At 66.1% G+C, this 15053-nt stretch carries 15 protein-coding genes; 9 read left to right on the top strand and 6 right to left on the bottom strand.

Going from position 1 to position 15053, the window contains the following annotated elements; all coding sequences use genetic code 11:
- Positions 1-10: 10 nt before the first annotated feature.
- From motA to EJ903_RS07090, 5 genes are all read right to left on the bottom strand, one after another.
- Positions 11-871 carry a flagellar motor stator protein MotA gene (gene motA, locus EJ903_RS07115; protein WP_126613574.1) on the bottom strand — a complete coding sequence of 287 codons (861 nt, stop codon included), beginning with the start codon at positions 869-871 and terminating at the stop codon, positions 11-13.
- 239 nt (positions 872-1110) lie between these two features.
- On the bottom strand, positions 1111-1620 hold the full coding sequence (locus EJ903_RS07110; protein ID WP_425455495.1) for a MarR family winged helix-turn-helix transcriptional regulator: 510 nt from the start codon (positions 1618-1620) through the stop codon (positions 1111-1113).
- Positions 1617-2036: an organic hydroperoxide resistance protein gene (locus EJ903_RS07105; RefSeq protein ID WP_126613573.1), complete on the bottom strand. Its 420-nt coding sequence runs from the start codon at positions 2034-2036 to the stop codon at positions 1617-1619. Before EJ903_RS07105 ends, EJ903_RS07110 begins: the two co-directional genes overlap by 4 nt.
- 268 nt (positions 2037-2304) lie before the next feature.
- The gene (locus EJ903_RS07100; protein WP_126613570.1) at positions 2305-4128 is read right to left on the bottom strand and encodes a phosphoenolpyruvate carboxykinase (GTP); all 1824 of its coding nucleotides are present in this window, start codon (positions 4126-4128) and stop codon (positions 2305-2307) included.
- 459 nt (positions 4129-4587) lie between these two features.
- Positions 4588-5478 (bottom strand): HugZ family pyridoxamine 5'-phosphate oxidase, encoded by an 891-nt coding sequence (locus EJ903_RS07090; protein WP_126613566.1) that lies wholly within the window; start codon positions 5476-5478, stop codon positions 4588-4590.
- Between the two features lie 187 nt (positions 5479-5665).
- Between EJ903_RS07090 and EJ903_RS07085 the strand changes: the two genes are divergently transcribed.
- The 9 genes from EJ903_RS07085 (at position 5666) to EJ903_RS26930 (ending at position 13269) form a co-directional block, all read left to right on the top strand.
- Complete coding sequence (locus EJ903_RS07085; protein WP_126613564.1) at positions 5666-6364, top strand: response regulator transcription factor; 699 nt, start codon at positions 5666-5668, stop codon at positions 6362-6364.
- Positions 6336-8090: a stimulus-sensing domain-containing protein gene (locus tag EJ903_RS07080; RefSeq protein WP_126613562.1), complete on the top strand. Its 1755-nt coding sequence runs from the start codon at positions 6336-6338 to the stop codon at positions 8088-8090. The genes EJ903_RS07085 and EJ903_RS07080 overlap by 29 nt, the downstream gene beginning before the upstream one ends.
- A 150-nt stretch (positions 8091-8240) precedes the next feature.
- Entirely contained in the window at positions 8241-8585 is a 345-nt protein-coding gene (locus EJ903_RS07075) for a hypothetical protein (RefSeq protein ID WP_246015303.1), read from the top strand.
- A gap of 135 nt (positions 8586-8720) precedes the next feature.
- On the top strand, positions 8721-9179 hold the full coding sequence (locus tag EJ903_RS07070) for an HPr kinase/phosphorylase (RefSeq protein ID WP_126613560.1): 459 nt from the start codon (positions 8721-8723) through the stop codon (positions 9177-9179).
- Entirely contained in the window at positions 9176-10135 is a 960-nt protein-coding gene (gene rapZ, locus EJ903_RS07065; RefSeq protein WP_126613558.1) for an RNase adapter RapZ, read from the top strand. The genes EJ903_RS07070 and rapZ overlap by 4 nt, the downstream gene beginning before the upstream one ends.
- 125 nt (positions 10136-10260) lie before the next feature.
- A complete protein-coding gene (locus tag EJ903_RS07060) occupies positions 10261-10659 on the top strand; it encodes a PTS sugar transporter subunit IIA (protein WP_126613557.1) in 399 nt (132 codons plus the stop codon).
- 7 nt (positions 10660-10666) lie between these two features.
- Complete coding sequence (locus EJ903_RS07055; RefSeq protein WP_126613555.1) at positions 10667-10975, top strand: HPr family phosphocarrier protein; 309 nt, start codon at positions 10667-10669, stop codon at positions 10973-10975.
- Complete coding sequence (ptsP, locus tag EJ903_RS07050; RefSeq protein WP_126613553.1) at positions 10965-12755, top strand: phosphoenolpyruvate--protein phosphotransferase; 1791 nt, start codon at positions 10965-10967, stop codon at positions 12753-12755. The genes EJ903_RS07055 and ptsP overlap by 11 nt, the downstream gene beginning before the upstream one ends.
- A 340-nt stretch (positions 12756-13095) precedes the next feature.
- The gene (locus EJ903_RS26930) at positions 13096-13269 is read left to right on the top strand and encodes a hypothetical protein (protein WP_158627890.1); all 174 of its coding nucleotides are present in this window, start codon (positions 13096-13098) and stop codon (positions 13267-13269) included.
- Between the two features lie 39 nt (positions 13270-13308).
- Here the strand turns inward: EJ903_RS26930 and EJ903_RS07045 are convergent, their stop codons facing one another.
- Positions 13309-14754, bottom strand: coding sequence for a M23 family metallopeptidase (locus EJ903_RS07045; RefSeq protein ID WP_126613551.1), 1446 nt, complete (start codon positions 14752-14754; stop codon positions 13309-13311).
- Between the last annotated feature and the right edge of the window lie 299 nt (positions 14755-15053).

Raw genomic sequence — 15053 nt, 5'->3', positions numbered from 1 at the left:
TCAGCCCCGGTCAGGCGGGCGGGAGGGCGCTGGTTGCCTCTTCCACCTGGGCGAAGGTTGGTCGGTATTCCGGCTCCAACACGTTTCGGGCGTATTCCACGGAGATGGCAGGGGCGTAGCCGGACAGATGGGCGATCATCCCGGTCTTCATCGCCTGATAATATTTGCCCTCGGCGTGGTAGATGTTCTTCAACCCGCTGGCCATCGGGGCGAAGAAGCCGTAGGCCACGAGAATGCCGGTGAAGGTGCCGACGAGCGCGCCGCCGATCAGCTTCCCCAACACCTCCGGCGGTTCGGAAATCGATCCCATGGTGTGAATCACGCCCAGCACCGCCGCGACGATGCCCAGCGCGGGCACGGCGTCGGCCACCGCCTGGATGGCGTCGGCGACGCGCTGGTGTTCGTGGTGCATGGTTTCGATGTCCTCGTCCATCAGATCGACGAGTTCGTGCGGGTTGTCCGCCCCCAGTGACATCAGGCGCAAATAGGTGCAGAGAAAGGCGATGGCGTGATGGTCGGCGTAGAATTTGGGAAATTGCTGGAACAGCGGTGAGTCTTCCGGTTTCTCCACATGCTGTTCCAAGGCCAGAAGGCCCTTGGTCTTGGCGATCTTGAAGACCTGATACATCATGGTCAGGACTTCGAGATAATCCTCTTTCTTGTATTTCGGCCCCTTGAACAGATGGCCGATTTCCTTGCCGGTGTGGGAGATCACCGATTTAGGGTTTGCGATGAAGAACGCGCCGGCGGCCGACCCCAGAATGATCATGAACTCGAAGGGCATCCACAGCACGCCCATATGGCCGCCGCCCAGAACATACCCGCCGAACACGCAGAAGATCACGACGCCGAAACCGATCATCACGAACATGGGGTCACTTTCCTCCCAACTGTCGGCGGCGGCGGTTGGCAACCGGAATTCGTGTCCGAAACCGTGCCCGAAACCGCGAGGCTGAGCAACGCGTTGCGCGCCCTGCCCCCTGATCCGCACGGTTCGCCATGCGCGCGACACCGCGCCCCGATCCTAACGATGCGGGTGCCGCCTGTCACGACAGGACTGCCGGATGCGGGTTTGCCGCGATCCGCCACGGACGATCCAGCCTTGGCCGCTCAACTCTGGTCGGGGGGCAGCAGCGCCTTGATCCGGTCGCGCAGCGGCCCGACCTCGTCCAGCGGCAGGGCGAAATGGCAGGCCAGACGGCGCGGGACCGACAGCGCGGCCTGACGCAGCGCGGCCCCGGCCTCGGTCAGTTCCACGATCACCCGGCGTTCGTCGGCCGGGTCGCGGCGGCGCAGCACCAGCCCGTTGCCCTCCATCCGCTTGAGCAAGGGGGTCAGCGTGCCGGAATCGAGATCGAGCGCGTCGGCCAGTTCCCCCACCGTGCGCGGCGCGCGTTCCCACAGCACCAGCATCGCCAGATATTGCGGGTAGGTCAGCCCGAGTTCGTCCAACAGCGGGCGGTAGAGCCGGGTGATGCGGTTGCTGACGGAATAGAGCGCAAAGCAAAGCTGGCGGTCGAGCCGCAACAGCTCGCCGCCAGCCGCGTCGTCCGCGTCGGTCATGGTGGGGGTGGGGAGCGGACCAGCCGCCCCCCGAATCGGGTCCTGATCGTCGGTCATGCCGCCTGTACGGAAAGGGTCACGTCGATGTTGCCGCGCACAGCGTTGGAATAGGGGCAGACCTGATGCGCCGTGGCAACCAATTCTTCGGCCACCGCCGCGTCCAGCCCCTTCACCGTCACCGCCAGCGCGACGGCGAGATAGAAACCACCCTCCGCGTTCTGGAACAGGCTGACGCTGGAGGCGACCGACGCGTCGGTCAGCGGCAGCTTTTGCAGGCGGGCAACATGGCGCACCGCGCTTTCGAAGCAGGCGGCGTAGCCCGAGGCGAAGAGCTGTTCCGGGTTGGTGGCGTCGCCCTTGCCGCCCAGGCTCTTCGGCATGGCCAGCTTCAGGTTCAGCAGGCCGTCGTCGGTCTGGACCTGGCCGTCGCGGCCACCGGAGGTGCGGGCGTGGGCGGTGTAGAGAGCGGTCATGGGAGTGTTCCTTTCGGTTGGGCGCGCCGCCGATGGCGGTGGGCGCGGGGAGTGTCGTGTTCTGATGGGATATTGATAGCGTCACATTTAATTGTGCGCAATATGATTGATCGCTTTCAATCTGCGCGCCAGCGCCATGGCTGATATGCGGCGGGGGCGCATCCCCACCAGCCCCGCACCATCCGGCCCACCCCACACGACCCACAATGAAAAAGGGGCCGCCTTGCGGCAGCCCCCTTCACGATCAACGCCAACCCGAACCGGGCGGTCAGCCGATGCGCCAAACCTCCGGCACATCTTCCAGACGCTTCGCCACGGCCAGACGCTGTTGCTCGATCTCCGGCGGCAGACGGCTGCCGAAGCGGTTGAACAGCTCCTCCTGGTCGCGGGTTTCGGCCTCGGCCTCCTTGCGGTCGATGTCCATGATCTTGCGGAACTTGTCTTCCGCGAAATCCAGACCGGCCCAGTTGAGGTCCTTGTAGCGCGGCGAATAGCCGAACGGCGAGGCGGCGACGTCGGTGGCCCGGCCGCGCGCGCGATCCACGATCCACTTCAGAACGCGCATGTTGTCGCCGAAGCCCGGCCACACGAACTTGCCGTTCTCGTCCTTGCGGAACCAGTTGACGCGGTAGATGCGCGGCAGGCTTTCGATCTTGCCTTCCATCGACAGCCAGTGATTCCAGTAATCGGCCATGTTGTAGCCGCAGAAGGGCAGCATGGCGAACGGATCGCGGCGGATGGCGGCCTGGCCGACGGCGGCGGCGGTGGCTTCCGATCCCATGGTCGCCGCCCAATAGACGCCTTCGCGCCAGTTGTACGCCTCGAACACCAGCGGGAAGGTCTTCGACAGGCGACCGCCGAAGATGAAGGCGCTGATCGGCACACCGGCGGGATCCTCCCACGCCGGATCGATCGACGGGCACTGCGCCGCAGGCGCGGTGAAGCGCGAGTTCGGGTGCGCGGCGGCGCGGCCGCAACCCGGCGTCCAATCCTTGCCCTGCCAGTCGATCAGATGCTCCGGCGGGGTGTCGGTCAGACCTTCCCACCACACATCGCCGTCGTCGGTCAGCGCGACGTTGGTGAAGATGACGTTGTGATCCAGCGTCTTCAGCGCGTTCGGGTTCGACTTCACGCTGGTGCCGGGGGCGACGCCGAAGAAGCCCGCCTCCGGGTTGATGGCGCGCAGGGTCCCATCGGGCTGCGGCTTGATCCAGGCGATGTCATCGCCGATGGTGCGGACCTTCCAGCCTTCGAACTCCTTGGGCGGAACCAGCATGGCGAAGTTGGTCTTGCCGCAGGCGGACGGGAAGGCCGCGCCGACATAGGTCTTTTCGCCGGTCGGGCTTTCCACGCCCAGGATCAGCATGTGCTCGGCCAGCCAGCCCTGTTCGCGGCCCATCGACGAGGCGATGCGCAGCGCGAAGCACTTCTTGCCCAGCAGCGCGTTCCCGCCATAGCCCGACCCGTAGGAGACGATCGAATGCTCCTCGGGGAAATGGACGATGTATTTGTGATCGGCGTTGCAGGGCCACGCCACATCGGCCTGACCCGGTTCCAGCGGCGCGCCGACCGAATGCAGGCAGGGCACGAAATCGCCGTCGCCCAGCACGTCCAGCACCTTCTGGCCCATGCGGGTCATGATGCGCATGTTGACGGCGACATAGGGGGTGTCGGAGAGCTGGACGCCGATGTGGGCGATGTCCGACCCCAGCGGCCCCATGCTGAACGGCACGACATACAGGGTGCGGCCGCGCATGCAGCCGTCGAACAGGCCGTCCAGCTTGGCCTTCATCTCCGCCGGGTCCATCCAATTGTTGGTCGGACCGGCTTCCTCCTTGGTCTTGGAGCAGATGTAGGTGCTGTCTTCGACCCGCGCGACGTCGCCCGGATCGGAGCGGCAGAGGAAGGAGTTCTGGCGCTTGGCCTCGTTCAGACGGATGAAGGTCCCGGCCTCCACCATCTCGCTGCACAGGCGGTCGTATTCCTCTTGCGAGCCGTCGCACCAGTGGACCCGCTCCGGCTTGCACTTCAGGGTGATTTCCTCAACCCAGGCCAGGAGCTTCTTGTTCCGCGTCCGCGTGTTTCCAGTCATCGTCGTTCTCATCCCTTGCGCGCCGGGTCGGCCCCGCGCCCAGCCCCATCGAAGCGCATCCCCGGCCGCCGCGCGTTGAGCGGCGTCAGTGTGCGACAACAGGGCGCATCCCGCGCGTCAGGCGCGGCCAATGCGATGGCGTCCGGTCGGTCCGGCTGGTGTGTTCGTCGTGTCGTGTGCGAAAGGCGGCGGTGGCCGCCGGGTTCAGCGCTGGCGCGCGGACGCAAATCGGCGGTCGCCGCAGCGTTCGCCAACGCCCGCCGGCCCAAAGCCGGGACAGGACGGTGCAAGGGGTGGTCCGAGGGCGAGAGGCCCGGAGGGACAACGGGTCGATCCGTTATGGTCCACTGAAGTGATCTCCTGGTTGCGCTGGTCATGCGCCGCGTTGTTTTTTTGGTGCGGCGTCAAAAAAAGGGTCGGGGTTGCAGGCTGTGCTTTCTTCTTCTTGGGTGCAGCGCCTCATCCGGTCGTCGTTGCGTCGGATGAGGCTGCACCAGTGATCCCCGCATTCGCTGGAACGGCGGGGGCGTTGACCGGGGTTCCACCATGGCGGACCCAGTGCGGCAGACCGGACAGCGCCAGTCTAACCGATTCCGGATTGTTTGTGGTCTGTTCAAAATCATGCCGGGCGACACGGCCGCCCCGGCGCAGATCCAGCCCATCGGGATCCACACCGGTCAGGCTCCACCCGGCATCGGCATCAGACGCGGGATCAGAAGCGGAATCGGCGGCGGACAGCAGGGCGTTGCCCGCGTCCAGCAGCTCGGCTTCGGCCTGCGCCAGCGCCTCGGCCGCCATCGGCAGGCCCAGGTCGGCGGCGGTCAGCCAATGGATGCGGCCGAACCCGGCGACCAGATGCGCCCGCTCGATCACCACGCGGTGCAGCGCGAAATCGGCAAAACCGGCGTAGAGGGCGGCGTCGGGGTGGCGGCGCAGAAAGCGGTCGCGGTGGCGCGGATCGTCGGTGCGGACCACCCGGCCCAGCACGGACAGGCGCGCGCCGGTCAAGGGCTGATCCAGCCCGCCGGTTCCATCGAACAGCAGGCCGACGCGCGGATCGGCGGACAGGTTGCGGGTGTGTTCGGCCAGCGCCGACAGCAACAGCAGCGGGCTGCCATCCAGATCGAAGGCCACCAGCACCAGGGAGGGATAAGGCCAACCGGCCCCGTCATCGGTCCCGTCACTCGCCCCGCCCTTGTCCATCGCCCGCCCGGCGGTGGCCAGACTCGCCCGGTCGCAGGCGCGCATCAGGCGGCGCGCCGACTCGGCGTGTGGCCGGTTCGCCCCAACGGGCGACGCGCCGTCCATCCCATCGCGGGCGGACGCGCCAAGGGCTTGCGTGGAACTCATGCCGAAAATTGAGTGCGCTCTCCCGCGCGGTGCCGTTGTTCAGCGCCGCATTGCCGCCATATTGGACCAGAAAAATGCCCCGGGAAAAGCGAAAACTGCCGCGAGCGCCTCGTGTCTGTCATAATCTGATGGAATGGCTGTTGTCCTTTTCCGATGGCCCCACCCTTTTTGGACCCGACAAACGACCATGGCCCACACCGTCGCCCTGGTGGATGACGACCGCAACATCCTCACCTCCGTCTCCATCGCGCTCGAAGCCGAAGGGTTCGAGGTGCGGACCTACACCGACGGGGCCGAGGCCCTGCGCGGCCTGAGCCAGCGCCCGCCCGATCTGGCCGTGCTGGACATCAAGATGCCCCGGATGGATGGGATGGAGCTGCTGCGCACCCTGCGCCAGACCTCCCAGCTTCCGGTCATCTTCCTGACCAGCAAGGACGACGAGCTGGACGAGCTGATGGGCCTGCGCATGGGCGCGGACGACTACATCAAGAAGCCCTTCTCCCAACGCCTGCTGATCGAGCGCATCCGCGCCCTGCTGCGGCGGGAGGCGCTGCGCGGCGACACCGCCGCCGTGACCGATCCGGGCCAGCTCCTGACGCGCGGGCCGCTGCTGCTCGACGGCGCGCGCCACGCCTGCTTCTGGAAGGACCAACCCATCGACCTGACCGTCACCGAATTCCTGCTGGTCAAGGCGCTGGCCCAGCGGCCCGGCCATGTGAAGAACCGCGACCAGCTCATGGACGCCGCCTATGGCGAGCATGTCTATGTCGATGACCGCACCATCGACAGCCACATCAAGCGGCTGCGCAAGAAATTCAAGGCGATCGACCCTGATTTCGCCCAGATCGAGACTCTGTATGGCGTCGGATACCGCTACAAGGAATAACGCGCCCACGCCGCGCCGCCACCACCGTCGTCGCCATCCCCGTCGTTGGGTGTCGCCGCTGACCCTGCGCATCCTGGCCGTCAATGTGCTGGCGCTGGTCCTGCTGGTGATCGGGCTGCTCTATCTCGGGCGCTACCAGGACCGTTTGATCCAGGCGGAGATGGAGGCGCTGGCGACCGAGGCCCGCATCTTCGCATCGGCGCTGGGCGAGGGGGCGGTGAACCGCATCCTGACCCCACCACCCGCCAGCACAGACGGGGTGGTTGAAGATGTCGGGCGTGAGCGCTTCGAGTTGGAGCCGGAACTGGCCCGCCAGATGATCCGCCGCCTGGCGGAGGCGACGGCGACCCGCACCCGCCTCTACGACATCGACGGGCGGATGCTGTCCGACAGCCGTGTGCTGACCGGTTCCCAAGGGCGGATCGAAATCCGCGAATTGCCGACCCCACCGGCGGGCGATCCGCTGTCCCAGGCGGTGAACAGCGTTTACAACCGCCTGATCGACGTGGTTCCCAGCCGCGAGGGGTTGCCGCTGTTCCGCGAGGAGCGGGGCAAACCCTCCCCCGACGTCGAGCGCGCGCTGACCGGCGACACCGGGGCCACCGTCTGGCGGGTGGAGTCGGTGAACGGCGACCCTGAATTGCTGCTGACCGTTGCGGTTCCGGTTCAACGCTACCGCGAGGTGTTGGGGGCGGTGCTGCTGACGCGCGGCGGGGTGGAAATCGACCGCGCGATCCGTTCCGTCCGCTTCGACATTCTGCGGGTGTTTGCCGTGGCGCTGCTGGTGACGGTCGGCTTGTCCATCTATCTGGCCGGGACCATTGCGCAACCGATCCGAAAATTGGCCCAGGCCGCCGACCGGCTGCGCACCGGACACGGGCGGCACACCGAAATTCCCGACTTCACCCATCGGGGCGATGAGATCGGTGAACTGTCGGGCGTGCTGCGCGACATGACCGCCGCGCTGTGGGCGCGGATGGACGCCATCGAACGGTTCGCCGCCGACGTCGCGCACGAGATCAAGAATCCGCTGACCTCCTTGCGCAGCGCGGTGGAAACGGTCCTGCGGATTGAGGATCCCGGTCGGCGCGCCCGGCTGTTGGGCATCATCGCCGACGATGTGCAGCGGCTCGACCGTCTCATCAGCGACATTTCCAACGCCTCGCGTCTGGACGCTGAACTGTCACGGGCGGAACCGGAGCCGGTGGACATTGGGGCCATGCTGGAAACGCTGGCCGATCTGCAACGCAGCGTCGACACCGAAAGGGTGGATGATCCGACCGATTCAAACGACCCCGCCAATCCAGGCGATCCAGAGCGTCCGCCCCATCTGGTCATCGATCTGCCCGTGGGCGAGCGGCTGGTCGTTCCGGGGTTGGAAGGACGCTTGACGCAAGTGTTCCAGAACCTGATCGCCAACGCGCTGTCCTTCTCCCCACCCGGCGGTGAGGTGCGGGTGCGCGCCCGCCGGGTTGGCCGGGCGTTGGAGATCGTCGTATCCGACCATGGCCCCGGCATCCCGGACGGCAAAGAAGACGCCATCTTCGAACGCTTCTACACCGAACGCCCGGCAGGAGAAAAATTCGGAACCCATTCAGGGTTGGGGCTTTCCATATCCCAACAGATAGTCAGCGCCCACAATGGTTCGATACACGCACAAAACAGACGGCTGGCCGATGGTCGTATTGACGGCGCGGACTTTCGCGTCACGCTGCCGTTGCTGTGAATTTTTGCGGAAAAGTTGTAACCGCTCTCTCAATGCTATGGACAAAGCCCGAGTATAGGTCAATCCTGTTGACGGTCATTCCTCGCACGCACCCTGCCCGTGGCTTTCGCTTGCGCGCGCGCCTGACCTTGGCAACTGTGTGAGGTTTCCATGTCCGGATCCGCTCAAGTCATTGATCTCAAACGCTACCGTCTCGCCAAACTCATCAGCGACGCCGGGCGGCAGCAGGGAGAATTGGCCCGCATGATGCGCGATTCCGCGCATGAGCGGACACAGTTGGCCGAGGCGCTGAACGGCGCGCAAAAGCATCTGGCGCGGATCGCCGACAGCTACAAGGTCTTGCTTGTGCGGTTGAAGCGGGAAAAGGATTTTCGCGACGCCTGCCAGGAAGCCGCCGAGTTGGAGGATCTGGACGAGATGATCCGTCGCCGCGACGCCCTGGTGCGGGAGTTGGAATCGATCCGCCGCACCCCGCGCGAGTCCACGGGAACCTGATTTTTTCCAGGACGGGCCATCCCCACGCCCCCGGCGGCCCGTCCCGCCCGCCGGGTTGGCCCGCTCCTCCGACTTTCTCCCCCGACTTTTGAGTCCATTGACAGAACGCGCGGCACGTCTCACCTTCGATCCATCATGGTGACGATGCACGGCACCTGCGTTCTGGTCTCCGACATCGGCGTGTTGCTGAGAGGAGGACCGGGAAGCGGAAAATCCGATCTGGCTTTGCGACTGATCGACCGTGGCGCGCGTCTGGTCGCCGATGATCAAGTGTGTGTGCGTGTGGACGGTGATCGCGTGATCGCCGCCGCGCCGCCGTCGCTGGCCGGATGGCTGGAGGTTCGGGGGGTTGGCATCCTTCCCGCGCCGTCCGTCACCTCGGCTGACCTCCGCCTGATCGTCGATCTGGTCGCCCGCGACCGGGTTGAACGGTTGCCGGACGTGGAACGTGAGACGATCCTGAGCGTTGCCCTGCCCCGCCTGACCCTGCACCCCTTCGACGCTTCGGCGGATGCCAAGCTGCGGTTGGCCGCCGCCGCCGCGCGCGACGGCACGCTGGGATGCGTCCCCGCCGCGATGGCGGCCTTTCCATGACCCCGCCATTGGCCCCCTCCGCCGCAGAGCCACCTGCGGCCCGACCGACGACGGGCGACCAGCTGGCCTCTGCACCGCCCGGTCGGATCGTGCTGGTCACGGGCCTGTCGGGGGCGGGCATGTCCGTGGCCCTGAAGGCGCTGGAGGATCTGGGCTATGAAGCGGTGGACAATCTGCGCCTGTCGCTGGTTCCCGCCCTGCTGCAGCAGGCCGACCCGCGCCGCCGCCCGCTGGCGCTGGTGATCGACAGCCGCACCCGCGACTTTTCCGCCCAAAGCTTCCTGGACGAGGTGACAGCCCTGCGCGCCACCACCGACCTGGACGTCCGTCTGGTCTTCCTGGATTGCGGCGACGAGGTGTTGCAGCGCCGTTTCACCGAAACCCGACGCCGCCACCCCTTGGCCGAAGACCGGACGGTTCCCGACGGCATTGCCCGCGAACGCACGCTGCTGCACCCGCTGAAGGAGCAGGCCGACGTCACCATCGACACGACGCAACTGTCCATTCACGATTTGCGGCGCATCCTGTCCGGGCATTTCCAACGCGACGCGCAGGCGGCCCTTCAGGTGTTTGTGACCTCCTTCTCCTTCCGGTTGGGTTTGCCGCGCGAAGCCGATCTGGTGTTCGATGTGCGGTTTCTCACCAACCCCCATTACGATCCGGCCCTGCGCCCACTGACCGGGCTGGATCCCGCCGTGGCTGCGCGGGTGGCCGGTGACGGCGACTTTCCAGCTTTTTTTGAGCATCTGACCGGGCTGCTGCGCCCGCTGCTGCCACGCTATGTTCAGGAGGGAAAGAGTTACCTGACCATCGCCATTGGCTGCACCGGCGGCAAGCACCGCTCCGTTTTCGTTGCCGAACGGTTGGCGGCGTGGCTGAAGGAGTTGGGGGTCCGTGTCAACCTGAACCACCGGGAACTCAGCCGCCAGGCTGCCCGCCCCAACGGAACGGGGTGATGCAATTTGCGCCTTGACGACTCAATCGCAACCCACGATCCAAAGAAACGCACAATCCGCAGCCGCGATATGACGTTTCGCGATACGAAAATCTCCGGGGAGGATCCAACCTTGAAGGATGTCCCATGATTGGTATGGTTCTTGTCACCCACGGGCATCTCGCCGAAGAGTTCATCGCCGCGCTGTTCCATGTGGTCGGTGAACAGGATCAGGTGCGCGCCGTGTGCATTGGTCCCGACGATGATATGGAGCAGCGGCGTCAGGACATCCTGAACTCGGTCGCCGAGGTGGATGACGGGTCTGGCGTGGTGGTGCTGACCGACATGTTCGGCGGTACCCCCTCCAACCTCGCCATCTCCATCATGGACAAGGCCAAGGTCGAGGTGATCGCGGGCATGAATCTGCCGATGCTCATCAAGCTCGCCAGCGTCCGCAAGACCGAATCGCTCGACAAATCGGTCATTTCCGCCCGCGACGCCGGGCAGAAATACATCAACGTCGCCTCTTCCCTGCTGTCGGATTGACCCCCGCATGAGCCACACGGACGACACCGCCAACGGTTTGGCCGCCGACGAGCTGCGACGGACCGCCACCATCACCAACCAGCGCGGCCTGCATGCGCGCGCCTCGGCCAAATTCGTCAAGCTGGTCGCCACCTTCAACGCGGAAATCGCGGTGCGCCGGGGCGAATCGGTGGTGTCGGGCGAATCGATCATGGGGCTGATGATGCTGGCCGCCGGTCCCGGAACCACCATCGAGCTGCGCGCCAAAGGCGCACAAGCCACCGAGGCGATGGACGCCCTGCTCGACCTCATCAATCGCAAATTCGATGAAGAGTGACGCCAAGCACGAGGGTCCGGGCGCGGCCCACGGCCCCAACCGCAGCCTGCGCGGGCTGGGTGTGTCATCCGGCGTGGCCATCGGCCCGGCCCATGTGGTGGAAAGCGGTTCCGTCACCATCCCCGAATACAGCCTGCCCGCCGACGCGGTGGAGGGGGAGGTCACGCGCTTCAACGAGGCCGCCGCCAAGGCCCGCCGCCAGATCAAGAAGCTGAAGAGCAAGGCGCTGGTCCTGCCCGACTCGGCGTCGGAGGAAATCGGCTTCCTGCTCGACGCCCATCTGTCGATGCTGACCAACTCCCGCCTGACGCGGGGGGTGGAACGCCGGATCAAGCAGGACCACATCAACGCCGAAGCCGCGATCCAGGCCGAAATCGCCACCATCGCCCAGACTTTCGCCGAGATGGACGACGCCTATCTCGCCGCCCGCATCGGCGACATCCGCGAGGTGGGACGGCGCTTGACCCGCAACCTGCTGAAGCAGGAATACCGCGCCTTTTCGACCCTGCCGCCCAACAGCATCATCCTGGCCGAGGAGCTGACGCCCGCCGACACCGCCCTGCTGGATCCCAAGGCGGTGGGCGGCTTCGCCACCGTGCTGGGCGGGGCGGAGGGCCACACGGCGATTCTGGCGCGCTCGCTGGGCCTGCCCGCCGTGCTGGGGGCCACCGGGCTGCTGGCGGGCGTGCGCAACGGCGTGACCGTCATCGTCGACGGCGTTCAGGGCCGTGTCATCATCGATCCGTCGCCGGAGGTGCTGGAGGAGTACCGCACCCGCCGCGCCGCCCGCGAACGCGAGCGCGAGCAGCTCAAAAGCCTGCGCAAGCTGCCCGCCGTCACCCGCGACGGCACGGCGGTGACTCTGCTGGCCAATCTGGAATTGCCGCGCGATCTGGAGCACGCCTTGGAAAACGGCGCGCAGGGCGTCGGCCTGCTGCGCACCGAATTCCTGTTCATGAACCGCGAGGATCTCCCCGACGAGGAGGAGCAATACACCGTCCTCCGCGCCATCGTGGAGGGGATGGGGGGCCGACCCGTCACCGCGCGCACCATGGATTTGGGGGGTGAAAAGCTGGCGGGCTGGATGGCCGGGCGCTATGGCGAACCGGCGAACCCGGCCCTGGGCCTGCGCGCCATCCGGCTCAGCCTGCGCGAACCCAAGCTGTTGGAAACCCAGCTTGCGGCGATGCTGCGGGCGGGCGCGCACGGGCCGTTGCGCATCCTGCTGCCGATGATTTCATCGGTGTCGGAGGTGCAGAAGGTCCGCGAGATCATGGGGCAGGTCGCCCGTCGCCTGCGCCGCCGGGGGGTGGTGATCGCCGATCCCCTGCCGCCGGTCGGGGTGATGATCGAGGTGCCGGGGGCGGCCTTGGCCGCCGACGCCCTGGCCTACGCCGCCGATTTCTTTTCCATCGGCACCAACGACCTGACGCAATACACGCTGGCCATCGACCGCGCCGACGAACAGGTCGCCACCCTGTACGACCCGTTGCACCCGGCGGTGCTGCGCCTGATCCAGTTCACCATCGAAGCGGCGCTGCGCTCGCGCATCCCGGTGTCGGTGTGCGGCGAGATCGCCGGGGATCCGCGCTACACCGCCCTGCTGATGGGGCTGGGCGTCCGCGAGCTGTCGATGTCGCCGCCGTCGGTCCCGGCGGTGAAAAAGCGCATCCGGGGGTTGGACCTGATGGAGGCCAGCCGCCGCGCCCGCGTCATCATGGATCAGAGCGATTTGGGACGCATCGCCACCCTGCTGGACGATTTCAACAGCATGGTGTGATGGCTTGTGGCTCCGCCGGTTCTGCCCATCAAAGTCGGACGCAGAACCGGCAGCCAAGCGCTGGTTCCCGACAAGCGCGATGGCAGACCAAAGGTGGTTGCCCGGCGATGGCGGTCCATGGCAACTCAACCGACTGACGTCATTCCACGCAGGAACCGCCTGCGCACCGCGATGTTTCATCACATGGCATCGGACAGCGCTGATGCCATGGGCATGCGGGTCAGCGAGGCTGTTGTTGATGCGTTCATCGCCCTGGGCGGTCTCCTCGCCGCAGTTGCGGTGGTGGGCGGTTTGGCGCAGGATGATTTCAGCGCATCTTTTGGATTCAGGGCACCGGGCCATGGCGAACAACGACGTGACGACGCAGAGCGACGTGGAGGTCGCCATCGAGCGCGCGATGAACCAAAAGCCGAAAGCCGTGCTGATGCGCGAAAAACTGCAGCGGATGCTGGACGACGAGGCCAACTGCAAGCAGGTGGTCGGTGCCCTCCGCAGAATGATGCACCAGGAGTGAGGGACCGCCTCCGCGCGCGGGGCGGTTCCGCGTCCCCGGTCAGCAGGTGGTGGTCTTCGCGCAGCTCTTGTTGTCGCTTCCAGCCGTCGTACCCGTCGGGTTGCGGGCCAGTTGCAACGCGCCGCGCGTCTCCTCGAAGCTCTTGTCCAGCGCGCGCACCGTTTGCAGGAACTCCTGCAACTCCCGCCCGTCCAGTTTCTCGCCGGTTGGCAGATCGACGGAGCGCGGGTTGACCTGACGGCCGCCCTTCAAAACCTCATAATGCAGATGCGCGCCGGTCGAGCGGCCGGTGGACCCGACATAACCGATCACGTCGCCTTGATCGACCCGCGCGCCGCGCTTGCTGGCGGGGGCGAAGCGGCTCATGTGGGCGTAGGCGGTGGCCATCTCGGTGTTGTGACGGATGCGGATGTAGTTGCCATAGGCCCCGTGCGGCCCGACCTCTTCGATCACCCCGCGCCCGGCGGCGTAAATCGGCGTTCCCTTGGGCGCGCCGAAATCCACGCCCTGGTGCATCTTGCTGTAACCGAGGATCGGGTGCTGACGCATGCCAAAGCCGGAGGTGATGCGGGCGCCGTCGATGGGGGTGCGCAACAGCGCGCGGCGGATGCTCTCGCCATCCCGGTTGTAATAATCGATGCGGCCATCGCGGCTCTTGTGCCGGTAGATCGGCATCTCCTCGCCGCTCAGAACCAGGGCGGCGTAGAGCACATCGCCGTCGCCGACGGTCGTGCCGTCCGCCGTCACCAGCTTCTCATAGAGGATTTCGAACCGGTCGCCCGCTTGCAGGTCGCGTTGGAAATCGACCTCATAGGAATAGTCGCGGATCAAGGCCATCATCACGCCGGTCGGTACCCCGGCGGTGGCCCCGGCCTCGAACAGGCTGGAGCGGATGATGCCCTGCGTGGCCACCAACTGGCGCGTCACCGCCTTTTCCGCCTGGCTGGAGGCAAAGCCGCTGTCGGGCTTGCGGGCAATCGACACCGACCGGGTGGCGCTGGGTTGAAACTCCAGGCCCACGAATTTGCGGGTGCCGCCCCGGCGCGGTTCGAACAGAACCGTGACCTGCTGCCCGACCTTCAGTTTGTTGGGGTCGTACACATCGCGCAGGGCGGCGATGGCGTCGCTCGCCTCGTTGCGCGGAACGGCGGCGTTGGTCAGCAGATCCATCAGCGTGTCGCCACGGCCGACGGCGCGGGTGTGGCGATCCACACCGGCAAAGGTTTGGCTGGCGACGTTGCGGTGCCGCTCGTCCAACTCGCGTTCCAGTTCGGTGACGGGCTGGAACACGGCGGTTTCCGCTTCGGGCGTTGCGGTCAGCGCGGCGGCGGGCAGGTCGTCCAACGGAACGCTGAGTTGGATTGTGTTGGTGGTGGGAGCATCATCGGCGGCAAGGACCGGTTGGCTCCGCAGGCCGCCCAGGCCCAGGGTCAACCCGGCGACGGTCACGGCGAGCGTGGGAAGGCGGCAAAGCCTCGAACGCATCGTCATTCTCCTGTGATGCTCGACATGGTGATGCTTGAAATCCAGCGCAGCGCGCGACCCGTATATGGCCGCGCTGCGACCGGACGATGCCCGCCATGGGCAGGGCTGTCAATGCGCGCGGGGCGAATGACCCCGATCTTCGGACGCCGCCATTATATGGATGCGGCCAAGGCCTCCGGATCGAGGTTTGACAAAGGCGTCAGATTTTTTTCACGGATGCGCAAAAAAGGAGTTGCGCGGTTTGGTGTGGTGCCACTATAACCCGCTCCACCGACGGGGCGGCGCTTCACGAAGCGACG

Origin of the sequence: Azospirillum griseum (assembly GCF_003966125.1) — a bacterium.
Lineage (GTDB): Bacteria > Pseudomonadota > Alphaproteobacteria > Azospirillales > Azospirillaceae > Azospirillum > Azospirillum griseum.
This window is presented reverse-complemented; position numbering and strand designations above follow the sequence as displayed.

Coding starts and splice junctions, on each gene's coding strand:
- EJ903_RS07090 (WP_126613566.1), bottom strand. CDS start 5,478: ATGAGTTCCACGCAAGCCCTTGGCGCGTCCGCCCGCGATGGGATGGAC.
- EJ903_RS07055 (WP_126613555.1), top strand. CDS start 10,667: ATGAGCCACACGGACGACACCGCCAACGGTTTGGCCGCCGACGAGCTG.
- EJ903_RS26930 (WP_158627890.1), top strand. CDS start 13,096: ATGGCGAACAACGACGTGACGACGCAGAGCGACGTGGAGGTCGCCATC.
- rapZ (WP_126613558.1), top strand. CDS start 9,176: ATGACCCCGCCATTGGCCCCCTCCGCCGCAGAGCCACCTGCGGCCCGA.
- ptsP (WP_126613553.1), top strand. CDS start 10,965: ATGAAGAGTGACGCCAAGCACGAGGGTCCGGGCGCGGCCCACGGCCCC.
- EJ903_RS07105 (WP_126613573.1), bottom strand. CDS start 2,036: ATGACCGCTCTCTACACCGCCCACGCCCGCACCTCCGGTGGCCGCGAC.
- EJ903_RS07085 (WP_126613564.1), top strand. CDS start 5,666: ATGGCCCACACCGTCGCCCTGGTGGATGACGACCGCAACATCCTCACC.
- EJ903_RS07070 (WP_126613560.1), top strand. CDS start 8,721: ATGGTGACGATGCACGGCACCTGCGTTCTGGTCTCCGACATCGGCGTG.
- EJ903_RS07080 (WP_126613562.1), top strand. CDS start 6,336: ATGGCGTCGGATACCGCTACAAGGAATAACGCGCCCACGCCGCGCCGC.
- motA (WP_126613574.1), bottom strand. CDS start 871: ATGTTCGTGATGATCGGTTTCGGCGTCGTGATCTTCTGCGTGTTCGGC.
- EJ903_RS07045 (WP_126613551.1), bottom strand. CDS start 14,754: ATGCGTTCGAGGCTTTGCCGCCTTCCCACGCTCGCCGTGACCGTCGCC.
- EJ903_RS07100 (WP_126613570.1), bottom strand. CDS start 4,128: ATGACTGGAAACACGCGGACGCGGAACAAGAAGCTCCTGGCCTGGGTT.
- EJ903_RS07075 (WP_246015303.1), top strand. CDS start 8,241: ATGTCCGGATCCGCTCAAGTCATTGATCTCAAACGCTACCGTCTCGCC.
- EJ903_RS07110 (WP_425455495.1), bottom strand. CDS start 1,620: ATGACCGACGATCAGGACCCGATTCGGGGGGCGGCTGGTCCGCTCCCC.
- EJ903_RS07060 (WP_126613557.1), top strand. CDS start 10,261: ATGATTGGTATGGTTCTTGTCACCCACGGGCATCTCGCCGAAGAGTTC.